The organism is Archangium lipolyticum, from assembly GCF_024623785.1.
GTDB lineage: Bacteria > Myxococcota > Myxococcia > Myxococcales > Myxococcaceae > Archangium > Archangium lipolyticum.
The window spans coordinates 77,051-100,365 of the sequence record NZ_JANKBZ010000003.1 but is presented as its reverse complement, the minus strand read 5'-3'; the positions used below and the strand labels follow the sequence as shown (position 1 = coordinate 100,365).

The following is a 23,315-nucleotide window of genomic DNA, read 5'->3' as shown; positions in this document are numbered from 1 at the left end:
CATGGCCGCGCGAGGCGGCTACACCCCGAGGAACAGGCGCTTGCCGAAGTTGAGCGCCAGCGAGGCATCGAAGATCTTCTGCGCGGCCGACTCGATGTCGTACTCCACCCGGAGGTACTCCACCGTGCGCGCCCCGGTGTCGCAGATGACGAAGCACGCCCGGTTGTCGTAGTCCCGCGGCTGCCCCACGCTTCCCACCGAGATGATGTACTTGTAGCCCCGCCGGATGCCGAACTTCTGGGCCACCACGTCGTGCACCTCGCCATTGCCGATGGCGAACGCCTTGCACAGGTGGCTGTGCCCGATGAACGTCACCTCCGGCAGGTGCTCCACGTACGGCGCCAGCTCCCGCGCCTGCTCCAGCGCGAAGATGTACTCGTACGCCTTGGGCTCCACCGGCGAGCCATGGCTGAAGCCCACGTCACCGATCCGGTACGTGTACGGCAGGCTCTTGAGCCAATCCATGTTCTCGTCCGACAGCACCCCGGCGGACCAGTCCAGCGCGTGGCGGGCGGCGTCGTAGTAGTACGAGTAGTCCATCCGCCCGGCCACCGCCGCGTCGTGGTTGCCCAGCAGCGTCACCTCGGTCACCGAGCGCACCAGGTCGCAGCAGGCGTTGGGCGAGGCCCCGTAGCCCACCACGTCTCCCAACGACACGATCCGATCCACCTTCTGCTCTTCCGCGACCCGCAGCACCTCCGTCAGCGCCTCGATGTTGGAGTGGATGTCGGAGATGATCGCGATGCGCATGTAGAGTTCCCGTGGGCCCCGGGCCCGCTCGTCAGGTGCCGAGCGCGAACCCTCGCTGCTCTTCGGAGATGATGCGCTGTAGGAGGGTCAGCGCGCCAGCATCCAGTCCTTCGAACTTCAACCCCATGCCGGGTGGGCCCAGCTGCTCCCGCTGTGGACGCCGCCACACCACGGTCGCCTCGGCCATCACCTCCCGCGCGGTCCCCCCCGCCAGCTTCAGCAACGTCCGCCGGCCCTGGGCCAACGGTGTGTTCGTCTGCAAGAACAACCCACCCTCGCTCAGGTTCGCCACCCGAGCGTAGAGCGTAATGTTCTCCGCCTCACACCAGCAGCGCAGGCGCGAGGTGAAACGAGCGTGCTTTCGGTTCTCCGTCCGCAACCCCTTCTCCTCCGGTGCGCGGCCGTGACGCGCGTCCCCCACATCCCTCCGCGCTTTCCCAGGAATCGGGATTCGCAAGTGCGGAGATTAGGGACAGCATAAAAATCCGTCAAGCAGCCCTCCTCACCCCACGGGAAATCGGTTACCCCTCAAGAGGCCCCAAATCCTCGAAATGCGTGAGTCGCTTGAAATCCGTGAATCTGGCGCGGATGTCGGCGCGGTTCACCTCGCGCAGGCGCTCGAGGCTGAACTTCTCCACGGTGAAGGAGGCCATGACGCTGCCCATCACCATGGCGCGGCGCAGCACCTCGGAGTCCACGCGGCCGGCGGTGGCCAGGGTGCCCATGAAGCCACCGGCGAAGGTGTCCCCGGCGCCGGTGGGATCGAACACGTCGGCCAGGGGCAGCGCCGGGCAGGCGAAGATGTGCTCGTGGTCGAAGAGGAGCGCGCCGTACTCGCCGCGCTTGACCACGATGCGCTGGGGGCCCATGCCGAGGATGGCCCGGGCGGCGCGCACGATGTTGTGCTCACCGGAGAGCTGGCGGGCCTCGGCGTCGTTGACGAAGAGCAGGTTGACGCGCTTGAGCGTCTTGAGGAGCGAGGCCCGGCTGCCGTTGATCCAGAAGTTCATGGTGTCGGCGGCCACCAGCTTGGGGCCCTTCACCTGATCCACCACCTGGGACTGGAGCTCCGGGTGGATGTTGCCCAGGAAGACGAACTGGGCGTCGCGGTAGCTCTCGGGGAGCTTGGGCGAGAAGGACTGGAAGACGTTGAGCTGGGTGTCGAGCGTCTCGGCCTCGTTGAGCTGCCAGCCGTAGCGGCCCTTCCAGCGGAAGGTGCGGCCCTTCTCCCGGGTGATGCCCTCGAGGTCCACACCCCGACCGTGCAGGAAGTCCAGGTGCGCCTGGGGGAAGTCCTCGCCCACCACGGCCACCATCTTCACGGGGGTGAAGAAGGAGGCGGAGGTGGAGAAATAGGTGGCGGAGCCGCCGAGGATGTCCTCCTTCAATCCGAAGGGGGTTTCCACCGAGTCCAGCGCGACCGAGCCAACGACGAGAAGAGACATGGGCGTTCCAGGGAGTAGAGGCCGTGACGACAGGCACGGGGCTCCTGGGGGACCGCCCGTGCCCGTGCGAGGTACGACTTTTCGGCCGGTCAGGTCAAGATATCCAGGACTCCGGCCCTCACGGCGTGGGCACGGCCGGCAGGATGGCCTTCAAATCATCATCCGTGAAGTAGATGCCGCCACCAAAGAAGAAGTCGCGGCCGCCGAGCATGCGCCGGTTGTTGTCGCGCACGGGGTTGTTGAAGATGTCGTCCAGGCCGGCGGTGATGAAGAGCCGGTCGAACGCCTGGGCCCTCAGCGAGGCCCTCAGGCGCGGGTAGCGCAGCTCGTCCACCGAGAAGTTGAAGGCATCCAGCTTCAACATCAGGTGGTCCTTGAAGAAGTGGAAGTCGGCGCCCACGCCACCCGTGGACTCGATGATGCCGAAGCGCAGCGTGGTGAAGTAGTAGCGCTTGGCGAACTGGGCGCTGAACTTGAAGCCCTCGCGGGTGATCTTCTGCTTCTGCAGGACCGGATCCCCCGAGGACGGCGGGTTGGTCTGCACGTACTGCGTCTCGGTGGTGCCGCGCGGATCGTCCACCAGCTCCAGCAGGTAGTACTTGTCCGGCTTGGGGGCCAGCCGCACCGACAGGCTGTTCTTCGAGGCCCCATGCCCCAACATGTAGGTGGCCTGCAGGCCCACTTCCGTCTGGAGCCCGGTGAGCTTCGAGGAGAAGTCGGACAGGTCCTCCACGGACTCGGAGATCTTCTGGCCCAGGCGCTTGTCGGCCACCAGCGCGCCCACGGCGCCCTCGCCCCGGTTCACCCGGGAGGTGATCTCCTCCAGGTTGGCCAGCGTCTTGTCCAGCCGGTTCATCGTCTGCTTCAGGCTGGACACGCTCTCCTTCAGGTCCCCTTCCGCGCTGCCGCCGACGATCTTCTGCACCGTGGAGAGCACCTCGCGCGTGTCGCGGGTGATGATCTCGATGTTGTGCACGATGTGGCCGACGCTCTCCTCGTTGTCGGCGGTGATGCCGCGCACGTCGGCGCTCACGCCCTCGAAGTTGCGCAGGATGGCGTCCAGCCGCTCGGCGCTGCTGCGCACCGTCAGGTCCACCGACTCGGACACGCGCACCAGGCTGGCGATGATGCGCTCGAGCGAGCCGGTGCCCTTGTCCCCGCCGAGCACGTCGCGCAGCGCCCCCGTCACCTGCTGGATGTCGGAGGTGATCTGCGAGAGCGAGGCGAACACGGCCTCCATGCCCTGCACGTCGATCACCTTGCGGATCTCCCCGCCCTCCTCCATGGGAGGCATCACCTCGGAGCCCGGGTTCAGGTCCAACAGGTAGTCGCCCAGCAGGGACTCCGAGCGTTTGATGAGGGCGGCGTCCTGGTGCAGCGCCACGTCCCGGCGCACGCGCACGGTGACGCGGGCGCGCGTGCCCTCCAGCTTCACATCCTCCACCTCGCCCACGGGGATGCCGGCGATCTGGATGCGGCTCTTGGGACCCAGGCCCGAGGCGTCCCGGAAGTAGGCGTACACCTGGATGGACTCGTCCTTGCCCAGCCCCCCCTTGCGGGTGAAGAGGATGAAGCCGAACAGGAATCCTCCGGCGACGAGCACCAGCAGACCTACACGGAAAGGCGTGACGAGCTTCTTCACCGGGTCTGACTCCTAATCATTCTTTCCGAACCAGGTCTCCATGAAGACCTGCACGGTGGGGTGGCGCGAGGCGCGCACCTGCTCCGGCGGTCCCTGCTCCAGGATGACGCCCTTGCTGAGGAAGGCGATCTGGTCCGCGATGTTGAAGGCCGAGGCGATGTCGTGGCTGATGACCACGCTGGTGACGTGCAGCTCCCGCTGGGCCGCGAGGATCATCTCGTCCACGTAGTCGGTGGTGATGGGATCCAACCCCGTGGTGGGCTCGTCGTAGAGGACGATCTTCGGATTCATCACGATGGCGCGGGCCAGCCCCACGCGCTTGCGCATGCCGCCGGACAGGTCCGCCGGGAACTTGTCCTCCACCGTCTTCGGCAGGCCCATCAGGTCCAGCTTCTCCCGGACCAGCTTGCGGATCTCCTGCTCGGACAGCTTGCTGTGCTCGCGCAGGGGGAAGGCCACGTTCTCGTAGACGTCCATCGAGTCGAACAGGGCGGCGGCCTGGAACACCATGCCGAACTTGTGCCGCACCCGCTCCAGATCCTCGGCGCCCATGGGGACGACGTCCTCCCCGTCGATGACCACCCGCCCATTGTCCGGCTTGAGCAGGCCGATCATGTGCTTCATCAGCACCGTCTTGCCCGAGCCGCTTCCTCCGAGGATGACGCAGGTGTTCCCCGCGGGCACGGAGAGGTTGATGCCCTTGAGGACCTGGTAATCGCCGAAGGACTTGTGCAGGTCGACGATCTCGATCATCGACCGGGAGCTCGTGTCGGCCATCAGTGCAGGAGCACCCCGACGATGAAGTCGAGGATGAAGATGGAGAGGGCGCTGGTCACCATGGCCTCGGTGGTCGCCTTGCCCACACCCTTGGCGCCACCCGAGGCGTTGTAGCCCTTGAAGCAACAGATGAGGGCCACCCCCAGGCCGAAGACGGCGCCCTTGATGAGCCCCTCGAAGACGTCCGAGGGATCCAACCACTGCTGGGTGCGGGAGATGAAGGTACCGGCCGACACGCCCTGCGTCCCCACGGAGACGGCATAGGCCCCGAGGATGCCGGCGGTGTCGAAGAGCAGCGTGAGCAGGGGCACCATGAACAGGCCCGCCAGCACCCGGGGCACCAGCAGGTACTGGATGGGGTTGACGGCCATGGTCTCCAGGGCGTCCACCTGCTCGGTGACGCGCATGGTGCCCAGCTCGGTGCACATGGCGGAGCCGGCGCGCATGGTGACCATCAGCGCGGAGAAGACGGGGGCCAGCTCGCGCGTGAGCACCAGCGCCACCGTGGGGCCCACCAGGCTCTGCGCGTCGAACATGGCGAAGGCGCGCGAGGACTGGTTGGCGAACACCATGCCGGTGAACAGGCCGGTGAGCAGGACGATGAAGACGCTGCCCACCCCCACGAAGTCCAGCTGGAAGAAGAGGTTCTGCAGCCGGAAGGGCCGGCGCACGCTCCAGCGGGCCACGTTGGCCCCGAGCGTGACCAGATTGCCCAGCTCCTCGACATTGGCGATGGCGCCCCGGCCCACGTCCTCCACGGCCCGGACGATCAGGGAGGGGGGCTTGGGCTGTTCCGCCTTCTGTGCGTTCTCGGAGGCCACGGGAGGGCCCTACTCTACGTGGCCCCCTTCCCGGCACAAGCAAAGGCTACGCCTCCCTGCCCCCCTCCGCCCCCAGGCAGCCCAGGCATCCAGGCTCCTACTCCCCGGCCAATAAAGGGAGTTTGCCCCGCCCCGCGTTGCCGTTATGTTCCGCCCCCCTTTTTCAACCCCCTCACAGAGAGAAGCGAGAAGCACACCCCATGGCGACCAACCAAAAGGTCGGCGGCGAGGTCGACGCGTTCTGTACCCGGTGCAAGCTCACGCTGGCCCACACCATCCTCGCGATGGTGGGAACGAAGATCGCCCGAGTCCGCTGCAACACCTGCGGCGGAGACCACGCCTACCGGTCCGCGCCGGGCACCACCGACAGGCCGAGCCCCGCGTCGCGTGCCAGCAGCAGCAGCGGCTCGTCCACGCGTGCCCCCCGGGCGAGCAAGTCCTCCGAGGAGAAGGTGATCATCACCTTCGAGGAGCAGCTGGCGGGCAAGGACATCGCCAACGCGCCGAAGTACAGCCCCAAGGACACCTACCGGGTGGATCAGGTCATCCATCACCCCACCTTCGGGCTGGGATTGGTGACGGCGGTGCGCGGCGACAAGGTGGACATCACCTTCAAGTCCGAGACGAAGACGCTGGTGCACGGCCGCGGCGGCGCCCCCGCCGAGAAGCCCGCCTTCCAGCCGCCCAGCGCGAAAGCTACGGGCCCAGCGGACAAGCCACAGCCACAGCCGACGGATGAGGCCGCTCCCTCGCCGGGTAGCTCCGCCGAGGGTTGACAGAGGCGCCGGAGAGGCTGGACGGTACGTCTCCTACCCATGCGTGCGCCGCTCCTCACCCTGCTGCTGCTCGCCCTGTCGCCCGTCGCGGCGGCGGCTCCGTTCCCGGTGACGGCCACTCCTTCCCAGGTGGTGCTCGGCCGGGACATGGCGGTGAGCGTGCAGGTGGCGGTGCCGCGCGGCACCTCCCGGCTCCGGGCCTCGGCCTCCACGGGCAGCCTCCTGCCGCTGCCCGCCACCGCCCGCGGTGTGCACTCCTACCGCTGGGTTCCTCCGGACATCCGCTATCCGCTCCTGGCGGTGCTCGCCTTCTGGGTGGACACGCCCGAGGGCCCGCCGGAAGTCACCACCGTGCACATCCCCCTGCTGGGGCGCACGGTGCTGGACGTGGCCACCGACGCGGGCGCGGGCGCCGAGGTGGTGGTGCAGATCGCCGACACGCGCTTCGGCCCCGTGCGCACCAACCGCAAGGGCCAGGCCCAGGTGCACGTGGAGGTGCCCCCCGGGGTGCGCGAGGCGCGCGTGCTGGCCACCGCCAAGGGCCAGCAGACCAACCGCACCACCCGGCTCGACGTGCCTCCCGAGCGGCCCATGCTCGCGCTCCTCAGCCCCGACGTGCTCCCTCCGGACAAGAGCGGGTGGTTGGTGGTGCTGGGCGAGCAGCCCATCCCGGGCTCGGAGCTGTCCCTGCGGGTGCGGGGGGGCGGCGTGGAGGAGCACTCTCCGGGCGTGTTCCGCGTGAAGCCGGAGCCCGGGGCGAGCTCCGTCGTGGTGGAGGCCCACCGGCAGGACGGCACCGCCGGGGCACGCGTCACCGCCCCGGTGCTGGCCCCCATCGTGGCCCATGTCTCCCCCACCCCGGAGCCACCGGTGGTGAAGAGCCCGCCCCCCGTGGAGGCTCCGCCCCAGCCTCCCTTCTGGGAGCCGTGGTTGGACAGGAAGAACGTGTCCTTCACCCTGCTGGCCGGAGGCTTCTTCGCGGGCGGCGACAACCTCGGGCCGCTGGTGTCGGTGGGCGCGGCGTACCGCCTGCCTCCGCTGGGCGGCCGCTTCTCGCTGGAGGCGGAGGTGGGGCTGCGTCAGTCCAGGACTCGACCCTCCGTGTCGCCGCTGGGCGAGTTGGACTCGCGGGTGGTGGCCCTTCCGCTCATGCTGTCCGCGCGCGTCCTGGCCTTCGAACGCGGACCCCTCTCCATCTCCGGACGCGCGGGGGGCGGAACGATGTACTTCGACCACCGCACGACGACTCCGTACTCGCAGAAGGAGTCCTATCAGCGGGGACGGACCTTCATGGGCTTCCTGGCCGCCCAGGCGGCCTGGCGCTTCGGCCCGGTGAGCGCCCTGCTCGAGCTGCGCGGCAGCCACGCTCCCGCACGAACGGATCAGATCGAGGCACAGCTCGGCGGCCTGTCCGCGTCCCTCGGGGTGAGGTACTCGTTATGAAGAAGCTCCTGCCCATGCTGCTGGCCCTGCTGTGTGCGTGCGAGGCCGAGCCACCCGCGCCTCCCCCCTCCTTCCACATCCTCTCCATCTCCCCCACCGAGCAGAGCGCCCTCGAGGCCAAGGACGTCATCGTGGAGCTCGACGTGGAGCCCCGCTTCCTCGTGGACTTCAACACGCGCTCGGCGCGGATGCTCGAGAAGCCCGAGTTGCGGATCGGCACGTGGACGGTGCCGCTCGCCCGCTACCTGGGCCGCGGCCAGTTCCAGGGCACCGTGCCCCCGGGGTTGGACGTCGATACCTATGATGTCCAGGTCTCCCTGGGGGATGGGCGCGAGGCCACTCTCACCCAGGCCTACACCGTCACCCCCTATCTCAGCTACTGGATCGAATCGATTGGCGATCAGCTCCAGGGCAAGCCCTTCGCCGTCACGATTCATGCCGGGGGTCCGAGCGCCGAGCGCTTCACGGGGACCGTGACGATCGTCATCTACCAGGATGGCTCCCCCATCCTCTCCATCCCGAGCAACCCGTTCTCCGAAGGCCTTGTCCGGCAGGAAATCACCATCGACGCTGTTGGTAATACCTTCAACGTCGGAATGGTGGATGAAAAGGGCAGCACGGCCTCGTCGAACTCCTTCCGGGTCCTCTCGAAGAAACTGAAACTCGAATCACATGAGCACTGAATCTTCTCCCTTCACCTGGCAGTTCAACCTCGGCCGGATCCCCGTGGTGGTCGAGCCGAGCTTCTGGCTGGTGACGGCCATGTTCGGCCTGTTCGGAGCGGGCCGGGACTGGCGGATCCTCGTGTCCTGGGTGGGCGTCGTCTTCATCTCCATCCTGGTGCACGAGCTGGGACACGCGCTCATGGCCATGAGCCTGGGCTGCGAGGTGGCGGCCATCCAGCTCTACTCCATGGGCGGGCTCACCTACCCCGATCGGGCGCTCAGCCGCTGGCGTGACGTGGCCGTCTCCGCGGCCGGGCCCTTCACGGGCTTCCTCTTCGGCGGGCTGATGCTCGGCATCAACATCCTCGTCCCCCCGCGCAGCGACATGGGGATGATCATCCTCCAGCAGTTGATGTGGGTGAACTTCGGGTGGGGCATCATCAACCTGATGCCCGTGCCTCCGCTCGATGGAGGCCACATCGTGCGCGGCGTGCTCGGGCCCACGCGGCAGCGGATCTCCCTGTGGGTGGGCATCATCGCCGCGGGTGCGATCACCGCCCTGGCGCTGCGCCTGGGCTCCTTCTACCTGGCCTTCATGTTCGGCTGGATGGGCTACGGCTGCTGGCAGGCCCTGTCGGTGACGAGGGACATCAAGCCGCTGGAGCCCACGAAGGTGGCGGAGGTCGAGCCGGACGCGCTCGCGCGCGCCTGGAAGGCCCTGCGCGCGGGCAACGAGAGCGAGGCGGCACGGCTGGGGCACCTGGCCCTGTCCGCGGCGAAGCCCGGCCCGGAGAGCAACGCGGCGAGAGATCTGCTCGCCTGGGTGGCGCTGGCCGAGGGCAATGGCCGCGCCGCGGTGTCGCACCTGGAGAAGGTGGATCCGCCCCAGGCCGCGCGGCCCTTCAGCCTCGCCATGGCGTACGAGGCCATGGGCCTGGCCGATCGCGCCCTGACCCACGCGCTCGCCGCGCTGGAGAAGGAGCCCACGGAGGCGGTGGCCGCGCTCGCGGTGCGCCTGCTGGTGGGGGCGCGGAGGCTGGACGAGGCCGAGCGCATCGCCCGGGAGTTCGCCTGGAAGACGCCGGCCACGCGGGACGCGCGGCGGGCGGACGTGGCGGTGGCCCGGGGTGACTTCGGCGCGGCGGCGGCGCTCTACGCGAGCGCCTTCGAGGCCGGGGGCCGCGCGGAGGACGCCTACCAGGCGGCCCGCTACCACGCGCACGATGGCCGGCTGCAGCTGGCCACCGAGTGGCTCGAGCGCGCGCTGCGGGCGGGGTACGACGACTTCGAGACGCTCGGCCAGGAGCCCGTGCTGGCCCAGGTCCGTTCCGATCCGAGGATCGCCGAGCAGCTCCGCAGCCGGGGCGCCGCCTGAATCGCGGTGCCCGTGGACGCCCCCTCTCCCTCTGGGAGAGGGTTGGGGTGAGGGTCTTTCCTCCCCTCGCACCGTGAGCGACATGGGAGGGAAGACACGCGGGGACGACCCTCACCCCCCGCCCTCTCCCAGAGGGAGAGGGAGCATGCGCAACCCAGTTTTCCCTAGAGCGCGGGGACGGGCCAGCCGGCCGGGTAGATGAGGTAGGCCGTGCCCGCCGAGGCCTTGAGCCACAAGGGCTCGAGCTCGGAGCGCAGGTAGGTACGGCGCACCGTGGAGTCACTCGCGGCCGCGGGGTCGTTCACCACCGCGTTGCCCGCGGCGTCGAAGCCCACCAGGACGATCAGGTGGCCCGCGGTCGATGCGATGGGCGCCCCGGTCAGCTCCCCGCTCCCCCAGGCGACGCTCAGGATGACGGGCACGCCCGCGGCGATCCACGGCTCGAGCTGGGCGAAGCTGGTGAAGCGCGTCACGTGCGCCTCGAACCCCTTGGAGGCGGCGTACGCGGTGTTGAAGGGCCAGTTGCCGTGGCCGCGGTAGATCCAGTCGTACACGCCGCCGACCGCCGCGCGCACCCGGGGCTCGCAGGCCCCCGTGTCACCCGTCCAGTAGGCGAGCACCATGGACGTGGAGGTCGGGCTGCACCAGACCTCGCCGCCATCCGGGTAGACCATCTGCGAGCACCCGGGCACCGCGTTCACCCTGTTCCAATAGGCGGAGTTGCCCGGGGGAACGGCCGGGTTGCGCTCGGCCGAGGTGGACAGCGTGACGGAGCTGGCGCGCACGCGCGGCAGGGCGACACCGTCCGCGCTGAAGAGCCGCAGCTTCACCTGGAACGCGGTCGCCGCCGCCTTCTTGTTCGTGATGACCAGGGTGTCGGTGCCCACGTACCCGTTCGTGTCCGACTGCCCAGTCACCGAGTGGCGCCGCACCGTCGAGCCATCCGCGGCCCACACGCCCAGGTTGTACCACTTCGTCCAGACGCCGGAGACCTGCGCCCGCATCTGCGTCTCCACCCAGGTGCCGGTGGGCGTCTCGGCCTCCCACGAAGCGATGGCCTCGCGGAAGCCGAAGCCGGCCAGCATCACGGGGCTGAGGGCCTCGCCCACGCGGAAGCTCCCGCCGTTGTAGAAGTTGCCTCCGCTGTAGGCGCCGGCCGCGTACGGATCCGTCCCGGCCGCCGCCGTCTGAGCATCCACCTGGAGCGCGCCGTCCGCCGCGAGGCCCACCCCGCTGCGCTGCCACGAGGAGAAATCACCCTGGCTCCCCCGCCAGCGCACGAAGGCACTCTGGCCCGCGAGCGCCTCCGGCACCCACATGAGGGTGACGAACAGCGCGATCACCACCGTCCTGAAGCTCCGCATGAGAACCACCTCCTGATTGTCTGGAGGAACCTCGACTACCCGTTTTCCAAGGAATCAACAATGCGATTTCCGGACAAGGCGTGCGGCTCGTTGGAAACAGAGCTTCCGTCAATCAACAGAAGAGGGATGATCCGTGCCGTGGATCCATTGTCCGGCTCGCGCGCTCGCTGAGAAGATGGAATCCCTTCCCCCCTTCAGGACATATGGACGCCGCCCGCAAGCTTCCCTCGCCCGAAGTCCCCGAGTCCGAACAGGCCTCCGCCTCGGAAGCCCGCAGCGTGCTCGTGGTGGACGACTACGATGACGCACGGGAGATGTACGCCGAGTACCTCGAGTTCCTCGGGTACCAGGTCCAGACGGCCCGCAACGGACAGGAGGCACTCGAGTCCGCGCGGGAGCACCACCCGGACGTCATCCTCATGGATCTCTCACTGCCCGTGGTCAGCGGATGGGATGCCACCCGCCAGCTCAAGGACGACGAGAGCACCCGGGACATCCCCGTGATGGCACTCACCGGCCATGTCTTCCCCTCGCATACGGAGCGGGCCCGGCAAGCGGGTTGTGATGCCTTCGTCTCCAAGCCCGCGCTCCCGGACACGGTGGCCGATCAGATCCGCGCCCTGCTCCAGAAGACGGGAGGCAAGTCGCGTCTCCGGTGAGCGGCCCCCCTCCCCCCTCCAGGGCCGACGCTCCCCGCGAGCGCTGGCAACCCCCTCGGGAGTTCGACGAGTACCGGCTGCTGCGTCCCCTGGGTCGGGGGCGCACCGGGCTCGTCTACCTCGCCCAGGACACGCTGCTGGATCGCACCGTCGCGGTGAAGTTCATCCCCGCGCTCGATGACGAGACCCTGGCGCGCTTCCTCGTCGAGGCGCGCGCCACCGCCCGCATCCAGCACCCCAACGTCGCCACCCTCTACCGCGCCAGTCAGTTCGAGGGCCACCCGTACCTCGTCTCCGAGTACGTGCGCGGCATCTCCCTGGATCGGCTGCCCAGGCCCCAGCCCTGGGAGCGCGTCCTGGACATCGGGATCGATCTGACGCGCGGGCTCGCCGCCGCCCACCGCCGCAACGTCCTCCACCGCGATCTCAAGCCCGGCAACGCCATCCTCGATGAGTCCGGCGAGGTGAAGCTGCTCGACTTCGGCTTGGCCAAGCTCGTCGACGAGCCGGCCGCGGAGGCCTCGCCCACGCCGGACGCGCCCCCCGGCGAGGAGCTCCCTCCGGACGTCGAGCTGCCCTCCCTCACCCATGGCTCCCTGGTGGGCACGCCCTACTTCATGTCCCCCGAGGCCTGGCGCGGAGAGCCCGCCTCGGTGCACTCGGACCTCTACTCGCTGGCGGCGGTGCTGTACGAGCTCGCCGCGGGCCAGGGCCCCTTCCGCCACGTGCCCCTCCAGGTGCTGGCCCAGGCCGTCCAGGAGAGGGAGGCGCGCCCGCTGCGCGAGGCCGCTCCCGAGGTGGAGCCCCGCTTCGCGGCGGTGGTGGACCGATGCCTGCGCCGCGAGCCCACCGAGCGCTTCGCCTCCGCCGATGAGCTGCTGGAAGCGCTGGAGGACCTGAAGGCCGGCGACACCGCCGCGCGCGTCCCCGAGGGCAACCCCTACCGCGGCCTCCAGGCCTTCCAGGAGGAGCACCGCGCCCTCTTCTTCGGCCGCCGCCAGGAGATCCGCGCCGTGGTGGAGCGGCTGCGCGCCAGCCCCTTCGTCCTCGTCACCGGCGACTCGGGCGTGGGCAAGTCCTCCCTGTGCTCGGCCGGCGTGCTGCCCCGCGTGGTGGAGGGCGCGCTGGAGGACGGCTTCCAGTGGAGCGTGGCGCGCATGGTGCCCGGCCGACGCCCCGTGTCCGGCCTCGCCGCCGCGCTCGCCCCCCACGTGTCCCTGGACGAGGTCCGCATCGATCAGCTCGCCCGCGCCGAGCCCGCCACCCTGATGCGGGCCCTGCGCGCCGCCCTCGGAGGCAGCTCGCGCCGGGGGGTGATCCTCCACGTGGATCAGCTCGAGGAGCTCACCACCCTGAGCGAGCCGACGGAGGCGGCACAGGTGGCGGAGCTGCTGGGACAGCTCGCCTCGGGAGTGCCGGGGCTGCGCCTGCTGGCCACGGCCCGGAGCGACTTCCTCACCCGGCTCGGCGCGCTGCCCGGACTGGGCGAGGCCCTCGCTCGCGCCCTCTACCTGCTGCGCCCGCTGGGCCGCGCCGAGGTGCGCGAGGTGGTGACGGGCCCCGCCCGCGTCAAGGGCGCGCGCTTCGAGTCCGAGGCCCTCATCGGCTCGCTGGTGGAGTCCACCCTGCGCGCCGAGGGCAGCCTGCCGCTCCTCCAGTTCACCCTCGCGGAGCTGTGGGAGGCGAGAGATCGGGCCCGGGGCATCATCCCCGCCGCGGCCCTGGAGGCGCTCGGCGGAGTCAATGGCTCGCTCGCCCGGTACGCGGATGGCGTCATCGACCAGTTGCTGCCGGATCAACAGGTGGCGGCACGGCGGCTGCTCATGCGGCTCGTCACGGTGGATGGCACGCGCGCCCGCCGCTCCGAGGCCGAGCTGCTCGGCAATGATCCAGCCTCGCGTGGCGCGCTGGAAGCGCTCATCCGCGCGCGACTGGTGGTGGCCCGGCGCTCGGAGGAAGGCACCACCTTCGACATCGCCCACGAGGCGCTCCTCACGGGGTGGACCCGGCTGGCCCAGTGGCTGGCCGAGGCCAACGAGGCGCGCCAGCTGCACGCGCGGCTGGAGCGGGCCGCCGCCGAGTGGGAGCGGCTGGGGCGCTCGCGCGAGGCGCTATGGGGGACCCGGCACCTGGCCGAGGTCCACGCGCTCGCCCCCGAGGGGCTCTCGGTGCGGGAGAGCACCTTCCTCGAGGCCTCGCGCCAGGCGGTGCGCCGGGGGAAGGTGCTCACGCGAGTGCTCGCCGCGGGATTCCTCGCCTCGCTGGCGCTGGTGTACGCGGGCGAGCGGGTGAATGACTGGTACACGCTGGAGAAGCAGGTGCGCGCGCAGCTGGGCGAGGCCCGGGGCCGCCTGGAACATGCCCGCGAACGGAACCGCGCGCTGACGCGGGCGCGCACGGAGTCCTTCGCCCTGTTCGATACCGGCAAGCAGGAGGAGGCCCGGCCGCGTTGGGCCGAGGCACTCCGGCTTCAGGTGGAAACGGATCGGGCCTACGCCCGCGCCAGCGACGCGCTGGAGCGGGTGCTGGTGCTCGAACCTGGCCGCGAGGAGTCGCGGAGGGCCTTCGCGGAGGTGCTCTCCGAACGCGCCGGGCTCGCCGAGCGCATCTTCCACCCCGACGCTCGTGACGAGCTGCTGGGACGCCTGCGGCTCTATGACACCACGGGCGAGCAACTGGCGCGGTGGGAGGCGCCCATGCGGCTGAACCTGCGCACCCGGCCCGCTGGAGCCACGGTGTCGCTGGCGCGCTACGAGTCCACGCACGATGGGAAGCGGGTGCTGTCCCCGGCCCGCCAGCCGGGCCCCACTCCGCAAGAGGGGCTCTCGCTGGAGCGCGGCACCTGGGTGGTGGAGCTGAGCGCGCCCGGACGCGCCCCGGTGCGCCACGTGTTGCGAGCCGAGCCCGGCGCCGAGCGCACCCTGGAGCTGGAGCTGCCCGAGGCCACCCGGGTTCCCGAGGGCTTCGTCTACGTGCCGCGAGGCACCTTCCTCTTCGGCACGGCGGCGGACGAGAACATCCGGCAGTTCTTCGACACGGTGCCGCTGCACGAGGTGGAGACGGGGCCGTACCTCATCTCCCGTACCGAGGTGACGTACGGCGAGTACGTGGCCTGGCTGGAGACGCTCACCCCGGAGGAACTGGCGATGCGTACGCCCCATGGCGCGTCGGTGGCCTCGGTGGACGCCGAGGTGGCGTTGAAGCGGCAGCCGGACGGACGCTGGCACCTGCGCTTCAAGCCCCGGACGGTGACGTATGAGGCGCGCCAGGGCGAGCCCATCCGCTACACCCAGCGCCCGCGCGACGCGGAGCAGGACTGGTGGCGGATGCCGGTGGGGGCCATCAACTACGAGGATGCCCGTGCGTACGCGGCGTGGCTGGCGAGCACCGGCCGGGTCCCCGGGGCGAGGCTGTGCAACGAGTTGGAGTGGGAGCGGGCGGCCCGGGGCGCGGACGAGCGGGAGTTCCCCCACGGCGACACGCTGTTGCCCTCGCAGGCCAACTTCGACGAGACCTACGGCAAGGTGGGCGCCAACTTCGGCCCGGACGAGGTGGGCCGCCACCCCGAGTCGCGCAGCCCCTTCGGACTGGACGACATGGTGGGCAACGTCTTCGAGTGGACCGACTCCGTCCTCCAGCCGGGCCGCCCGGTGGCCCGAGGCGGCAGCTACTACTTCGGAGCCAGCACCGCCCGCGCACCCAACCGCGAGACGCCCGAGCCCGACTTCAGGGATCTCAGCGTTGGCCTGCGGCTGTGCGCGGCTGCACCTTCCGCGCCCTGAGTGGGCTCAGGGACGCTCGGGTGGAATCAGACCATCCGTCACCGCCAGGTCCCTGGCGAAGCGCAACTCATGGCCGATGCGCTCGGAATCCGGGAAGAGCTTCTCCGCGGTCTCGCCGAGTTGGAGCGCCTTGGTCAGCGACTCCCGGGTCCTCTTCGAGGACCAGAAACTGATCAACCCCGCCCAGGCCTCCTCGACTGTACTCAGAGCCTTCCGAGCACCTTCCTCGAAGAGAGTCTCGGCCTCGGGTGGCGAGTCATGGAAGATGTCGAGAAAGTAGGCGAGCTCCACCAGGGCTGGGGCACTTCGGCCCGAAGCCCGCACAGCCTGCTCCAACAGACGCCGGATCTCCGAAAGGGTCTCCTCGCCACTCGACCCAGGTAATGGCTCATCGTCGAGCCGCAAGAGACGAGCGAGCTCCAGCAGGTTGGGCGTGAACGCGGGGCATGCCTCGACCAGCTCACGATGCAGCCTCAATTGTTCCTGGCTGGGACGGTTGCCGCTGCCCTCCGCGCGAGCAGCCCGCATTCTCGCCACCAGTTCGTCGAGACTGGGATGCTTCATAGATCCCCTCCCCTCTCCATCAACCGTGGGGATTCGAGGACCGGCGTTGCATGGTCGTGGCTCCCCCTCTATAGGATGGGCGGCGCGCCCGCTCATGGGGCGAGAGGTTATCTCATCACCGTCATGCGTTCCGCGACCCTGTCCGAAGTAGCCCCCAGGAAGACCGGTCCGGCCCCTGTGCCATGGGGGTCCATCGCCGGGGTTTTGATCGGCGCGTTCATCCTCCAGACGTTCCTCACGCTGTTGGGGATGAACAACCTGTTTCAGGTGTTCATCGGTCCAACCGAGCTGCTGGAGCTCGCGTCAGCGAAACCATCGCTCGAGCAGGCCAGTTGGGTGATCCTGCTCCGGGGTCGGCTCCTCGTGTTCGCGGGTCTGGTCCTGGCGAACTTCTTCGCCCTCCTCCTCCTCATCGCGGCGACGGTCGGCCGACAGCTCGCCTGGCGCCAGCTGGCCCGATGGGCCTTCTTCATCATCGCGGCGTTGGGGGCGCTGTGGGGAGTGGGGCAGCTTTACATGGGCGCCCTCATGATGACGGTGGCCACCTGCGTCTCGATCGCTGGCTCGCTGAGGGCCGGATGGCTCATCAGGGAGTCCACACCATGAACTCGGAAGGAACCGCCATGCTGACCACGCCCCTCGGACGTTTCCGCCTCGTCGCCTTCTGGGAGGGGCTGTCCTTCCTCCTCCTCCTGTTCATCGCCATGCCGCTGAAGTACGCGCTGGGCCTGCCCCAGATGGTGCGCGTGGTGGGGATGGCTCACGGCGTGCTGTTCATCGCCTACCTGTACACGCTGATGATGGCGGCGATCGAGCACCGCTGGGGCTTCAAGCGGGTGACGCTGGCCTTCGTCGCGTCACTGGTGCCTGGCGGGACGTTCTGGCTCGATGCGCAGTTGCGCCGGGAGACACAAGCCCCTCCCACCGTGGACGCCAGGTAGGCGCTTACCCTCCTACTCTGACTTCGGAGGATGGTTCTTCATCAGTTCTTCCGGCAGGGGCATCCTGACGAACCGCAAGCCCGTTCCCTTGCGCTCGGGCATGACCTGGAATCCCTGGCCAGCGATCCGGACGAGATCGCCATCCCTTGCCCTTCCACTTCCGAGCCACTCGTCCGCTTCTTCTCTCGTGGCGAACGTCTGGGACACGATGATGTAATCGATGGCGGGCGTGTAGAACGAGCGGAAGAACTCGCGATAGTCGTCCAGCTTCTGGATTTCACGGACGTAGAACAGCGCCACCGAGGCGATTCGGAGTGCTTCGTCCTCTGGCGAGCCTTCTGGGTACTTTTCGTTGATGGTGCGCAGGATGTCGAAGACAGAATCGACGTCGAAGTTGTGGTTGTAGATCATCTTGGTCTCCGGACTAGAGGGCAAGCGGAGCCAGGAGCAGCGCACCAGAACCGCCCGTCGTGATGAAGAAGGCCACGCCACCGACAACGACGATGGTTCCCAGCGCCACCTCGGTCTTGTGCTCCCTGAGCCATGCGAGTGCTTCGTCCATGCGTGAGAACTCGAGCTTCTTTTCCCTCTGGCGCGCGGCCTCTTCGTGTTCCTCTTCGCAAGCAGTGAATTCCCGATTGCAGTCGGCGGTGCAGCGTTTGTAGTACCAGCCAGCCTGTTCTTTGCTGTGGGGGTACGGCCACTGCTTTTTCTCCCAGCAGGACTTCATGCATTTTTCGAGTTCATTCTGGCAGATGTCGTCTCCAGCGCCGCCAGTTCCGGACCCGGTGCCGATTCCCTCCGCATTCTCGGAAATGACATGGACTCGGGGCTCTGGCCGTTGGGTGTGGGCGCATCCCGCGTAGACCATTGTCGTGGCCGCCATCACTGCGAGCAGTCTCATTTCTACATGATGCCTTCGCGCCCTGCCGCCTTGATGCGATTCCTGCTTGTCAATGTTTATTGCCTGCCAGTCGCATGCGGAAGCCACACCGTCGGGCTCCCGCATCATGAGTTCGCATGGCGTGCTTATTACATCACCATCGCCGCAGTCATCCCCTCGGCGAGACGCTCCGCGCCCTTTTCCGCGTCCCGCAGTTTGGATTCCAGTTCCGCACAGAGAGCCATGAGCTGGTTGACCTTGGCGACGATGCGCTTTTGTTCAGCCAGAGAGGGGATTGCAAGAGGGAACTGTTCCAGGTCCTTGGACTCAAGGCGGCACGTACCGTGGGTTGAGCGAACAACCTTTTGGAGTATTCTTGTCCGTGCTGCTTGACAAGAGCGGAGCAAGAACTCCCCAAGGTCAGGTCGTGCCAGGACTAGAGCCTTCATGTCCTGATTGATCGTCACTTCTCGCGTAGTAATGGCTGTCGGGAATGAATGCGCAAGGATCATTCCTCTGACGACAAACAACAGGGAGCCCTTGGGGATCCGCTTGACTGCTGAGTTTGCGACCGCGGCTTCGGAAATATGATCTTGCGCGTCATCAATCCAACCCAGTTCCACAGAGCCCTCATCTCACGGAGAGGGGGGCCTTGCGCAGGAGCTCCACCGTCCTCGCCATGTCCGCGGGCAGCGGGGACTCCAGCACTCGCGCTTCCACCCCCGGCATCGCGGGCCACTCCAGCCTCGCCGCGTGCAGAGGCGTCCGCGCCAGCACCTCCTCCTCCCCCTCCCCGCCCAGCTCCTTCGCCTTCAGCGGCTCGGCCCGCCCGTACTGGTGATCCACCAGCAGCGGGTGCCCCTCCGACAACAAGTGCACGCGGATCTGGTGCGTCCGCCCCGTCTCCGGCTCGGCCTCCACCAGCGAGGCCGCCGCGAACACCTCCACCGGCCTCACCCGCGTGCGCGAGGGCTTCCCCTCCTCACCCGGCCTCGCCACCCGCATGCGCCCCTTGCGCGCGGGCGCCAGCGCCGCGTCCACCACCCGCGGCGCCTCCACCCAGCCCTCCACCAGCGCCAGGTAGCGCTTGCGCACCTTCCCCGCCTCGAAGGCCATCGACAGCGTCCGGTGCTTGTCCGGCTCCAGGGCGAACACCACCACCCCCGAGGTGTCCCGATCCAACCGGTGCACCACGTACACCTTGCGCTTCAGCCGCTCCTCCAGCACCTCGCGCAGTGACGGCCCGCTCCCCTCGGCGCGGCCGGGGATGACCAGCATCCCCGCCGGCTTGTCCACCGCGAGCAGCCCCGCGCCCTCGAAGAGAACGCGGAGATCGCTCACTCGTACTCCGAGGCCGGCACCACGGTCACCGGCCCCAGCCCCTTGAGCTGCTTGCCAATCGCATCCGCGCGGCCCAGCACGACGATCAGCGGCGGCTTGGAGAACAGGTACTTCGCCGCTACCTCCACCGTCTGCTTCGGCTTCACCGCGAGCAGCCGATCCCGGAACTTCTCCACCCAGTCATCCCCGAGCCCGTGCACCCGGATGTCGCTGATGACCGCCGCCACGGACTCGTTCGTCTCCGTGCGCAGCGGGTACAGCCCCGCCAGGTAGCGCTGGGCCTTCTTCAGCTCGCCCCCGGGAATGCCTCCCTCGCGCACCTTCGTCACCTCGGCCAGCGAGACGTCGATGATCTCCCGCGTCGTCTCCGTCTTGGTGAACGTGGAGATGCCGAACACGCCTCCCGCGCTCATCGCGTCGAAGTAGCTGTGGATGCCGTACGTCAGGCCGCGCTCCACGCGCACCTCGTTCACCAGCCGCGAGGTGAAGCCACCACCCAGCGCGATGTTCATCGCCGTGGCCGGGAAGTAGTCCGGGTGCCCGAGCCGGTAGCCCGGTCCGCCGATGCGCACCTGCGACTGCGTCTGGTCCGGCTTGTCGACCACGATCACCCGGCCCGTGGCCACCGAGTCGCCCGACGAGAGCTCCACCGGCGCCTCCGGCCCGCCCTCCCAGCCAGCGAAGGCCTTCTCCGCCTCCTCCGCCACCCGCTCGGGGCTCACCGCGCCCACCACCGTCAGCAGCGACACCCGAGGCCCCATCCGCTCCCGGTGGAAGCGCACCACGTCGTCACGCGTGAAGGTCCGCACATGCGCCGTGCTGCCTCCCACGTCGTGGCCGTACGGGTGGTTGCCCCACAGCGCCCGCGTGAAGGCCCGGTCGGCGATCACCGAGGGATCGTCCAGGTCGTTGGAGAACCCCGCCAGCGTCCGCTCGCGGGACTGCTCCACCTCGCGCTCCGGGAAGGAGGGCTCGCGCACCAGCTGCCCGAGGATGGACAGCATGTCCGGGAAGTACTCGGCCGGCGTGGTGATGAAGAGCGAGAGGATGTCCTCGTTGCTGCCCACGGAGAAGCTCGCGCCGACGAACTCGATCGCCTCGTCGAGCTCGTCCGCGCTCATCTTCGCGGTGCCCCGGCGCAGCAGGCGCGCGGTGAAGTCCGCCAGGCCGTGCTTGTCCGCGGGGTCCGCCGCGCTGCCGGCCCGGACGACGAGCCGCATGGCCACCAGCGGCAGCGGTCCGCGCTCGGCGGCCAGCACCTTCAGTCCGCTGGAGGTGGTGCTCTCGTGGATGGTGGGCAGCGTCAGGGTGCCCGTGGTGGTGGTGGTGGGAGCCGCCTTCCTGGCCGGGGCCGCCTTCTTCGCGGGGGCCGCCTTCCTGGCCGGGGCTGCCTTCTTCTTCAGGGTCTTGGCTCGGGTGGCCATCTACTCGGCGTCCTTTCCATCTTCGATTTCCCCAGCGGCCTCGCCCGGCGCGGGGAGGAGCGTCACCACGGAGCGGCGCTCGGGGACGAAGTACTTCGCCGCCACGGCCTTCACCTGCTCGTTCGTGGTGGCCGAGTACACCGAGGGCAGCGTCAGCCCGCTCCGCCACGAGCCGAGCAGCGCCTCGTAGTGGCCCATGGCGTGCGCGCGCCCGCTGTTCGTCGCCAGCTCCCGCAGGTGGTCCGCCCGCAGGTTGTTCTTGGCCTTCTGCAGCTCGCGCTCCGTGAGCCCCTCGCGGGCCACGCGCGCCAGCTCCTCGTAGACGACCTCCTCCACCTTGCGCGGATCCGAGTCCGGCTTGAGCTCCAGGAAGACGAGGATGGCGCCGGGATCGATCCGCCAGCCCCAGTCCACTCCCACGGAGATGGCCAGCTGCGTGTCGTAGACGAGCTTCTTCACCAGCCGGCTGCCCTCGCCCTTCGTCAGCGCGTACTGGATGATGTCCAGGATGAGCGTGTCCTCGTCACGCCCCGCGGGGCCCCGGTAGGCGATCATCACCGACGGGGACTGGGCGGGGTGGCGCAGCTCGGCGCGGCGCTCGCCCTTCTGGGGGGGCTCGGCGTCGAGCACGGGGGCGGGCGCGGGGCCCTTGGGGATGTCCCCGTAGTAGCGGCGCACCAGCGCCAGCGTCTTCTTCGGGTCGATGTCCCCGCAGATGTAGAGCACCGCGTTGTTGGGCGCGTAGTACGTGCGGAAGTACTGCTCGCAGTCCTGGCGGGTGATGTTCTCGATGTCCTTCATCCACCCGATGACGGGCCAGCGGTACGGGTGGGCCTTCCAGACGAGCGTGCCCAGCTCCTCGTCCATCATCCCGGTGATGTCGTTGTCCACCCGGGCGCGGCGCTCCTCCATCACCACCTGGCGCTCGCTGGCGAGCGACTCGTCGTTGATGCGCAGCGCGCGCATCCGGTCCGACTCCAGATCCAACACCGTCTCCAGCGCGTCCGAGGCGAAGTCCTCGTAGTACACGGTCATGTCCGTGGACGTGTAGGCGTTGGAGCGGCCGCCGTTGGACTCGAGCACCTTGTCGAACTGCTTGGGGCCGTACTTCTTCGCCCCGTTGAACATCATGTGCTCGAAGAGGTGGCTGATGCCGGTGATGCCGGGCCGCTCGTTGCGGCTGCCCACCTGGAAGAAGGTGTAGAGGCTCACCACGGGCGTTTGATTATTGGCGAGCAGACGAACCTTGAGGCCATTGGACAGCGTGGCCTCCTGAACGTCGAACAGGGATTGGAGGACGGGGTCCGCCGTGCGCTCGGCGGGTTTCGCGGGTGCCTTCGGCATGAGGACACCCTATACACGGCTTCCCTCGGAGCAAGCAGGTGTTTCGAGGCGGGAGTGTCTCGCGGCCGAAAGCCGACCCCACGACACGGAGAGCCGATGAATTCCACCAACCCCATGTTGACGTCCGAGGTGCTGGCCAACCCCTACCCCCTCTATCGGACGCTGAGGGAGTCCAGCAGGCCGGTCCAGAAGGTCGAGGCCCTGATGGGCTGCTACGTCGTCACCCGCCACGAGGACGTCTTTCCCGCCCTCAAGAACCCCGCCCTGTTCTCCTCGCGGACGACCCCCGGCGGGCTGCCGCCGGAGGCGCTCGGCGGGGAGCTGCTCCAGTACTTCCAGCCCGGCAACAACCTGATCTTCAACGACCCGCCCGTGCATACGCGCCTGCGCACCCTGGTGAGCCGCGCCTTCACGCCCCGCCGGATCGCCGACCTGGAGCCGCGCATCCGGGAGATCGCCAGCGGGCTGCTCGACGCCATGCTCTCCCGGGAGGAGCCCGACTTCGTGGCGGACCTGGCCGAGCCCCTGCCGGTCATCGTCATCGCCGAGATGCTGGGCATCGAGCCCGAGCGCCGCGAGGACTTCAAGCGCTGGTCGGATGCCGTCGTCCAGAGCACCGACTTCTCCACCGACAGGCGGGAGATGCCGCGGATGCTCTCCGAGCTCCGGGCCCTCAACGAGTACCTGGAGGCCGCCATCGCGCGGCGCCGCCAGGAGCCGCGCGGGGATCTCATCAGCGCCCTGCTGGAATCGGGTGAGCAGGAGGGGCTGCTGTCTCCCGCCGAGGTCATCGCCTTCACCCGGTTGCTGCTCGTGGCCGGGAACGAGACCACCACCAGCCTGCTCGGCAATGGGCTGGTGGCGCTGATGCGGCACCCCTCCGAGTGGGAGAAGCTGGCGGCGGACCCCTCGCTCATCCCCAACGCCATCGAGGAGGTGCTGCGCTACGAGCCGCCGGCCCATGCCGTCTTCCGGGTGACCACGGCGGACACGGAGCTCGGCGACCAGGCGCTGCCGAAGGGCTCGCGCGTCATGTTCCTGCTCGCCTCGGCCAACCGGGATCCGCGGAAGTTCCCCGAGCCGGACCGGTTCGACATCACCCGGGACACCCACGGACACATCGCCTTCGGCCATGGCATCCACTTCTGCCTGGGCGCGCCGCTGGCCCGGCTCGAGACGAAGGTGGCCCTCGAGGAGATCCTCCGCCGGGTGCGCCGCCTGGCCTTCGCCCCTGGCCAGGAGGATCACATCGACTGGGGCGGCAGCTTCCTGCTGCGGGGCCCCCGGAGCCTCCGGCTGAGGGCCGAGCGGCGCTGAGG

At 68.8% G+C, this 23,315-nt stretch carries 23 protein-coding genes; 9 read left to right on the top strand and 14 right to left on the bottom strand.

Annotated features, from left to right (window positions below):
* Nucleotides 1-18: 18 nt before the first annotated feature.
* The 6 genes from NR810_RS07535 to NR810_RS07510 all read right to left on the bottom strand — a co-directional run bounded on the left by NR810_RS07535 (nucleotide 19) and on the right by NR810_RS07510 (nucleotide 5,435).
* Nucleotides 19-750, bottom strand: coding sequence for a metallophosphoesterase family protein (locus NR810_RS07535; RefSeq protein WP_257449511.1), 732 nt, complete (start codon nucleotides 748-750; stop codon nucleotides 19-21).
* 31 nt (nucleotides 751-781) lie between these two features.
* Nucleotides 782-1,129, bottom strand: a complete 348-nt coding sequence (locus NR810_RS07530) for a TIGR02266 family protein (RefSeq protein WP_257449509.1) — start codon at nucleotides 1,127-1,129, stop codon at nucleotides 782-784.
* 142 nt (nucleotides 1,130-1,271) lie between these two features.
* The gene (locus NR810_RS07525; protein WP_257449507.1) at nucleotides 1,272-2,195 is read right to left on the bottom strand and encodes a PfkB family carbohydrate kinase; all 924 of its coding nucleotides are present in this window, start codon (nucleotides 2,193-2,195) and stop codon (nucleotides 1,272-1,274) included.
* A gap of 118 nt (nucleotides 2,196-2,313) precedes the next feature.
* Nucleotides 2,314-3,837, bottom strand: a complete 1,524-nt coding sequence (locus tag NR810_RS07520; protein ID WP_257449505.1) for an MlaD family protein — start codon at nucleotides 3,835-3,837, stop codon at nucleotides 2,314-2,316.
* Between the two features lie 12 nt (nucleotides 3,838-3,849).
* The gene (locus tag NR810_RS07515) at nucleotides 3,850-4,590 is read right to left on the bottom strand and encodes an ABC transporter ATP-binding protein (RefSeq protein WP_257450677.1); all 741 of its coding nucleotides are present in this window, start codon (nucleotides 4,588-4,590) and stop codon (nucleotides 3,850-3,852) included.
* Between the two features lie 23 nt (nucleotides 4,591-4,613).
* Nucleotides 4,614-5,435, bottom strand: a complete 822-nt coding sequence (locus tag NR810_RS07510) for an MlaE family ABC transporter permease (protein WP_257449503.1) — start codon at nucleotides 5,433-5,435, stop codon at nucleotides 4,614-4,616.
* A gap of 200 nt (nucleotides 5,436-5,635) precedes the next feature.
* On the opposite strand from NR810_RS07510, the gene NR810_RS07505 reads away from it, so the two are divergent.
* Genes NR810_RS07505 through NR810_RS07490 form a run of 4 tightly spaced genes read left to right on the top strand, consistent with a single transcriptional unit; the run spans nucleotide 5,636 to nucleotide 9,694 of the window.
* A complete protein-coding gene (locus tag NR810_RS07505) occupies nucleotides 5,636-6,211 on the top strand; it encodes a Sec-independent protein translocase family protein (RefSeq protein ID WP_257449501.1) in 576 nt (191 codons plus the stop codon).
* 39 nt (nucleotides 6,212-6,250) lie between these two features.
* Nucleotides 6,251-7,654 carry a hypothetical protein gene (locus NR810_RS07500; RefSeq protein ID WP_257449498.1) on the top strand — a complete coding sequence of 468 codons (1,404 nt, stop codon included), beginning with the start codon at nucleotides 6,251-6,253 and terminating at the stop codon, nucleotides 7,652-7,654.
* Nucleotides 7,651-8,337 carry a hypothetical protein gene (locus NR810_RS07495; RefSeq protein WP_257449495.1) on the top strand — a complete coding sequence of 229 codons (687 nt, stop codon included), beginning with the start codon at nucleotides 7,651-7,653 and terminating at the stop codon, nucleotides 8,335-8,337. Before NR810_RS07500 ends, NR810_RS07495 begins: the two co-directional genes overlap by 4 nt.
* Nucleotides 8,327-9,694: a metalloprotease gene (locus NR810_RS07490; protein WP_257449492.1), complete on the top strand. Its 1,368-nt coding sequence runs from the start codon at nucleotides 8,327-8,329 to the stop codon at nucleotides 9,692-9,694. Before NR810_RS07495 ends, NR810_RS07490 begins: the two co-directional genes overlap by 11 nt.
* Before the next feature lie 164 nt (nucleotides 9,695-9,858).
* Here the strand turns inward: NR810_RS07490 and NR810_RS07485 are convergent, their stop codons facing one another.
* Complete coding sequence (locus tag NR810_RS07485; protein ID WP_257449490.1) at nucleotides 9,859-11,058, bottom strand: peptidase C39 family protein; 1,200 nt, start codon at nucleotides 11,056-11,058, stop codon at nucleotides 9,859-9,861.
* Nucleotides 11,059-11,261: 203 nt separating this feature from the next.
* Between NR810_RS07485 and NR810_RS07480 the strand changes: the two genes are divergently transcribed.
* Together NR810_RS07480 and NR810_RS07475 are read left to right on the top strand one after the other, a co-directional pair.
* Complete coding sequence (locus NR810_RS07480) at nucleotides 11,262-11,717, top strand: response regulator (RefSeq protein WP_257449488.1); 456 nt, start codon at nucleotides 11,262-11,264, stop codon at nucleotides 11,715-11,717.
* A complete protein-coding gene (locus tag NR810_RS07475; protein WP_257449485.1) occupies nucleotides 11,714-15,499 on the top strand; it encodes an nSTAND1 domain-containing NTPase in 3,786 nt (1,261 codons plus the stop codon). The genes NR810_RS07480 and NR810_RS07475 overlap by 4 nt, the downstream gene beginning before the upstream one ends.
* A gap of 6 nt (nucleotides 15,500-15,505) precedes the next feature.
* Here NR810_RS07475 and NR810_RS07470 read toward each other — a convergent pair whose 3' ends face one another.
* A complete protein-coding gene (locus NR810_RS07470; protein WP_257449474.1) occupies nucleotides 15,506-16,063 on the bottom strand; it encodes a hypothetical protein in 558 nt (185 codons plus the stop codon).
* A 123-nt stretch (nucleotides 16,064-16,186) separates the two neighbouring features.
* Here NR810_RS07470 and NR810_RS07465 point away from each other — a divergent pair, with 123 nt between their 5' ends.
* Nucleotides 16,187-16,669, top strand: a complete 483-nt coding sequence (locus NR810_RS07465) for a hypothetical protein (RefSeq protein WP_257449472.1) — start codon at nucleotides 16,187-16,189, stop codon at nucleotides 16,667-16,669.
* Nucleotides 16,670-16,686: 17 nt separating this feature from the next.
* On the top strand, nucleotides 16,687-17,004 hold the full coding sequence (locus tag NR810_RS07460; protein WP_257450675.1) for a DUF3817 domain-containing protein: 318 nt from the start codon (nucleotides 16,687-16,689) through the stop codon (nucleotides 17,002-17,004).
* 12 nt (nucleotides 17,005-17,016) lie between these two features.
* Here the strand turns inward: NR810_RS07460 and NR810_RS07455 are convergent, their stop codons facing one another.
* The 6 genes from NR810_RS07455 to NR810_RS07430 all read right to left on the bottom strand — a co-directional run bounded on the left by NR810_RS07455 (nucleotide 17,017) and on the right by NR810_RS07430 (nucleotide 21,996).
* A complete protein-coding gene (locus NR810_RS07455; protein ID WP_257449470.1) occupies nucleotides 17,017-17,415 on the bottom strand; it encodes a hypothetical protein in 399 nt (132 codons plus the stop codon).
* Between the two features lie 13 nt (nucleotides 17,416-17,428).
* Nucleotides 17,429-17,908, bottom strand: a complete 480-nt coding sequence (locus NR810_RS07450) for a hypothetical protein (RefSeq protein ID WP_257449468.1) — start codon at nucleotides 17,906-17,908, stop codon at nucleotides 17,429-17,431.
* A gap of 128 nt (nucleotides 17,909-18,036) precedes the next feature.
* A complete protein-coding gene (locus NR810_RS07445; RefSeq protein WP_257449466.1) occupies nucleotides 18,037-18,510 on the bottom strand; it encodes a restriction endonuclease subunit S in 474 nt (157 codons plus the stop codon).
* A gap of 7 nt (nucleotides 18,511-18,517) precedes the next feature.
* On the bottom strand, nucleotides 18,518-19,228 hold the full coding sequence (locus NR810_RS07440; RefSeq protein WP_257449465.1) for an RluA family pseudouridine synthase: 711 nt from the start codon (nucleotides 19,226-19,228) through the stop codon (nucleotides 18,518-18,520).
* The gene (locus NR810_RS07435) at nucleotides 19,225-20,652 is read right to left on the bottom strand and encodes a M16 family metallopeptidase (RefSeq protein WP_257449463.1); all 1,428 of its coding nucleotides are present in this window, start codon (nucleotides 20,650-20,652) and stop codon (nucleotides 19,225-19,227) included. Before NR810_RS07435 ends, NR810_RS07440 begins: the two co-directional genes overlap by 4 nt.
* Nucleotides 20,653-21,996 carry a M16 family metallopeptidase gene (locus NR810_RS07430; RefSeq protein WP_257449462.1) on the bottom strand — a complete coding sequence of 448 codons (1,344 nt, stop codon included), beginning with the start codon at nucleotides 21,994-21,996 and terminating at the stop codon, nucleotides 20,653-20,655.
* Between the two features lie 96 nt (nucleotides 21,997-22,092).
* Here NR810_RS07430 and NR810_RS07425 point away from each other — a divergent pair, with 96 nt between their 5' ends.
* Nucleotides 22,093-23,313, top strand: a complete 1,221-nt coding sequence (locus tag NR810_RS07425; RefSeq protein ID WP_257449460.1) for a cytochrome P450 — start codon at nucleotides 22,093-22,095, stop codon at nucleotides 23,311-23,313.
* Nucleotides 23,314-23,315 lie beyond the last annotated feature (2 nt).

Excerpts from the sequence above, each read along its gene's own strand:
- NR810_RS07535 (WP_257449511.1), bottom strand. The coding sequence starts at position 750 with ATGCGCATCGCGATCATCTCCGACATCCACTCCAACATCGAGGCGCTG.
- NR810_RS07525 (WP_257449507.1), bottom strand. The coding sequence starts at position 2,195 with ATGTCTCTTCTCGTCGTTGGCTCGGTCGCGCTGGACTCGGTGGAAACC.
- NR810_RS07515 (WP_257450677.1), bottom strand. The coding sequence starts at position 4,590 with ATGATCGAGATCGTCGACCTGCACAAGTCCTTCGGCGATTACCAGGTC.
- NR810_RS07505 (WP_257449501.1), top strand. The coding sequence starts at position 5,636 with ATGGCGACCAACCAAAAGGTCGGCGGCGAGGTCGACGCGTTCTGTACC.
- NR810_RS07500 (WP_257449498.1), top strand. The coding sequence starts at position 6,251 with ATGCGTGCGCCGCTCCTCACCCTGCTGCTGCTCGCCCTGTCGCCCGTC.
- NR810_RS07495 (WP_257449495.1), top strand. The coding sequence starts at position 7,651 with ATGAAGAAGCTCCTGCCCATGCTGCTGGCCCTGCTGTGTGCGTGCGAG.
- NR810_RS07490 (WP_257449492.1), top strand. The coding sequence starts at position 8,327 with ATGAGCACTGAATCTTCTCCCTTCACCTGGCAGTTCAACCTCGGCCGG.
- NR810_RS07485 (WP_257449490.1), bottom strand. The coding sequence starts at position 11,058 with ATGCGGAGCTTCAGGACGGTGGTGATCGCGCTGTTCGTCACCCTCATG.
- NR810_RS07480 (WP_257449488.1), top strand. The coding sequence starts at position 11,262 with ATGGACGCCGCCCGCAAGCTTCCCTCGCCCGAAGTCCCCGAGTCCGAA.
- NR810_RS07470 (WP_257449474.1), bottom strand. The coding sequence starts at position 16,063 with ATGAAGCATCCCAGTCTCGACGAACTGGTGGCGAGAATGCGGGCTGCT.
- NR810_RS07465 (WP_257449472.1), top strand. The coding sequence starts at position 16,187 with ATGCGTTCCGCGACCCTGTCCGAAGTAGCCCCCAGGAAGACCGGTCCG.
- NR810_RS07460 (WP_257450675.1), top strand. The coding sequence starts at position 16,687 with ATGCTGACCACGCCCCTCGGACGTTTCCGCCTCGTCGCCTTCTGGGAG.
- NR810_RS07455 (WP_257449470.1), bottom strand. The coding sequence starts at position 17,415 with ATGATCTACAACCACAACTTCGACGTCGATTCTGTCTTCGACATCCTG.
- NR810_RS07450 (WP_257449468.1), bottom strand. The coding sequence starts at position 17,908 with ATGAGACTGCTCGCAGTGATGGCGGCCACGACAATGGTCTACGCGGGA.
- NR810_RS07435 (WP_257449463.1), bottom strand. The coding sequence starts at position 20,652 with ATGGCCACCCGAGCCAAGACCCTGAAGAAGAAGGCAGCCCCGGCCAGG.
- NR810_RS07430 (WP_257449462.1), bottom strand. The coding sequence starts at position 21,996 with ATGCCGAAGGCACCCGCGAAACCCGCCGAGCGCACGGCGGACCCCGTC.
- NR810_RS07425 (WP_257449460.1), top strand. The coding sequence starts at position 22,093 with ATGAATTCCACCAACCCCATGTTGACGTCCGAGGTGCTGGCCAACCCC.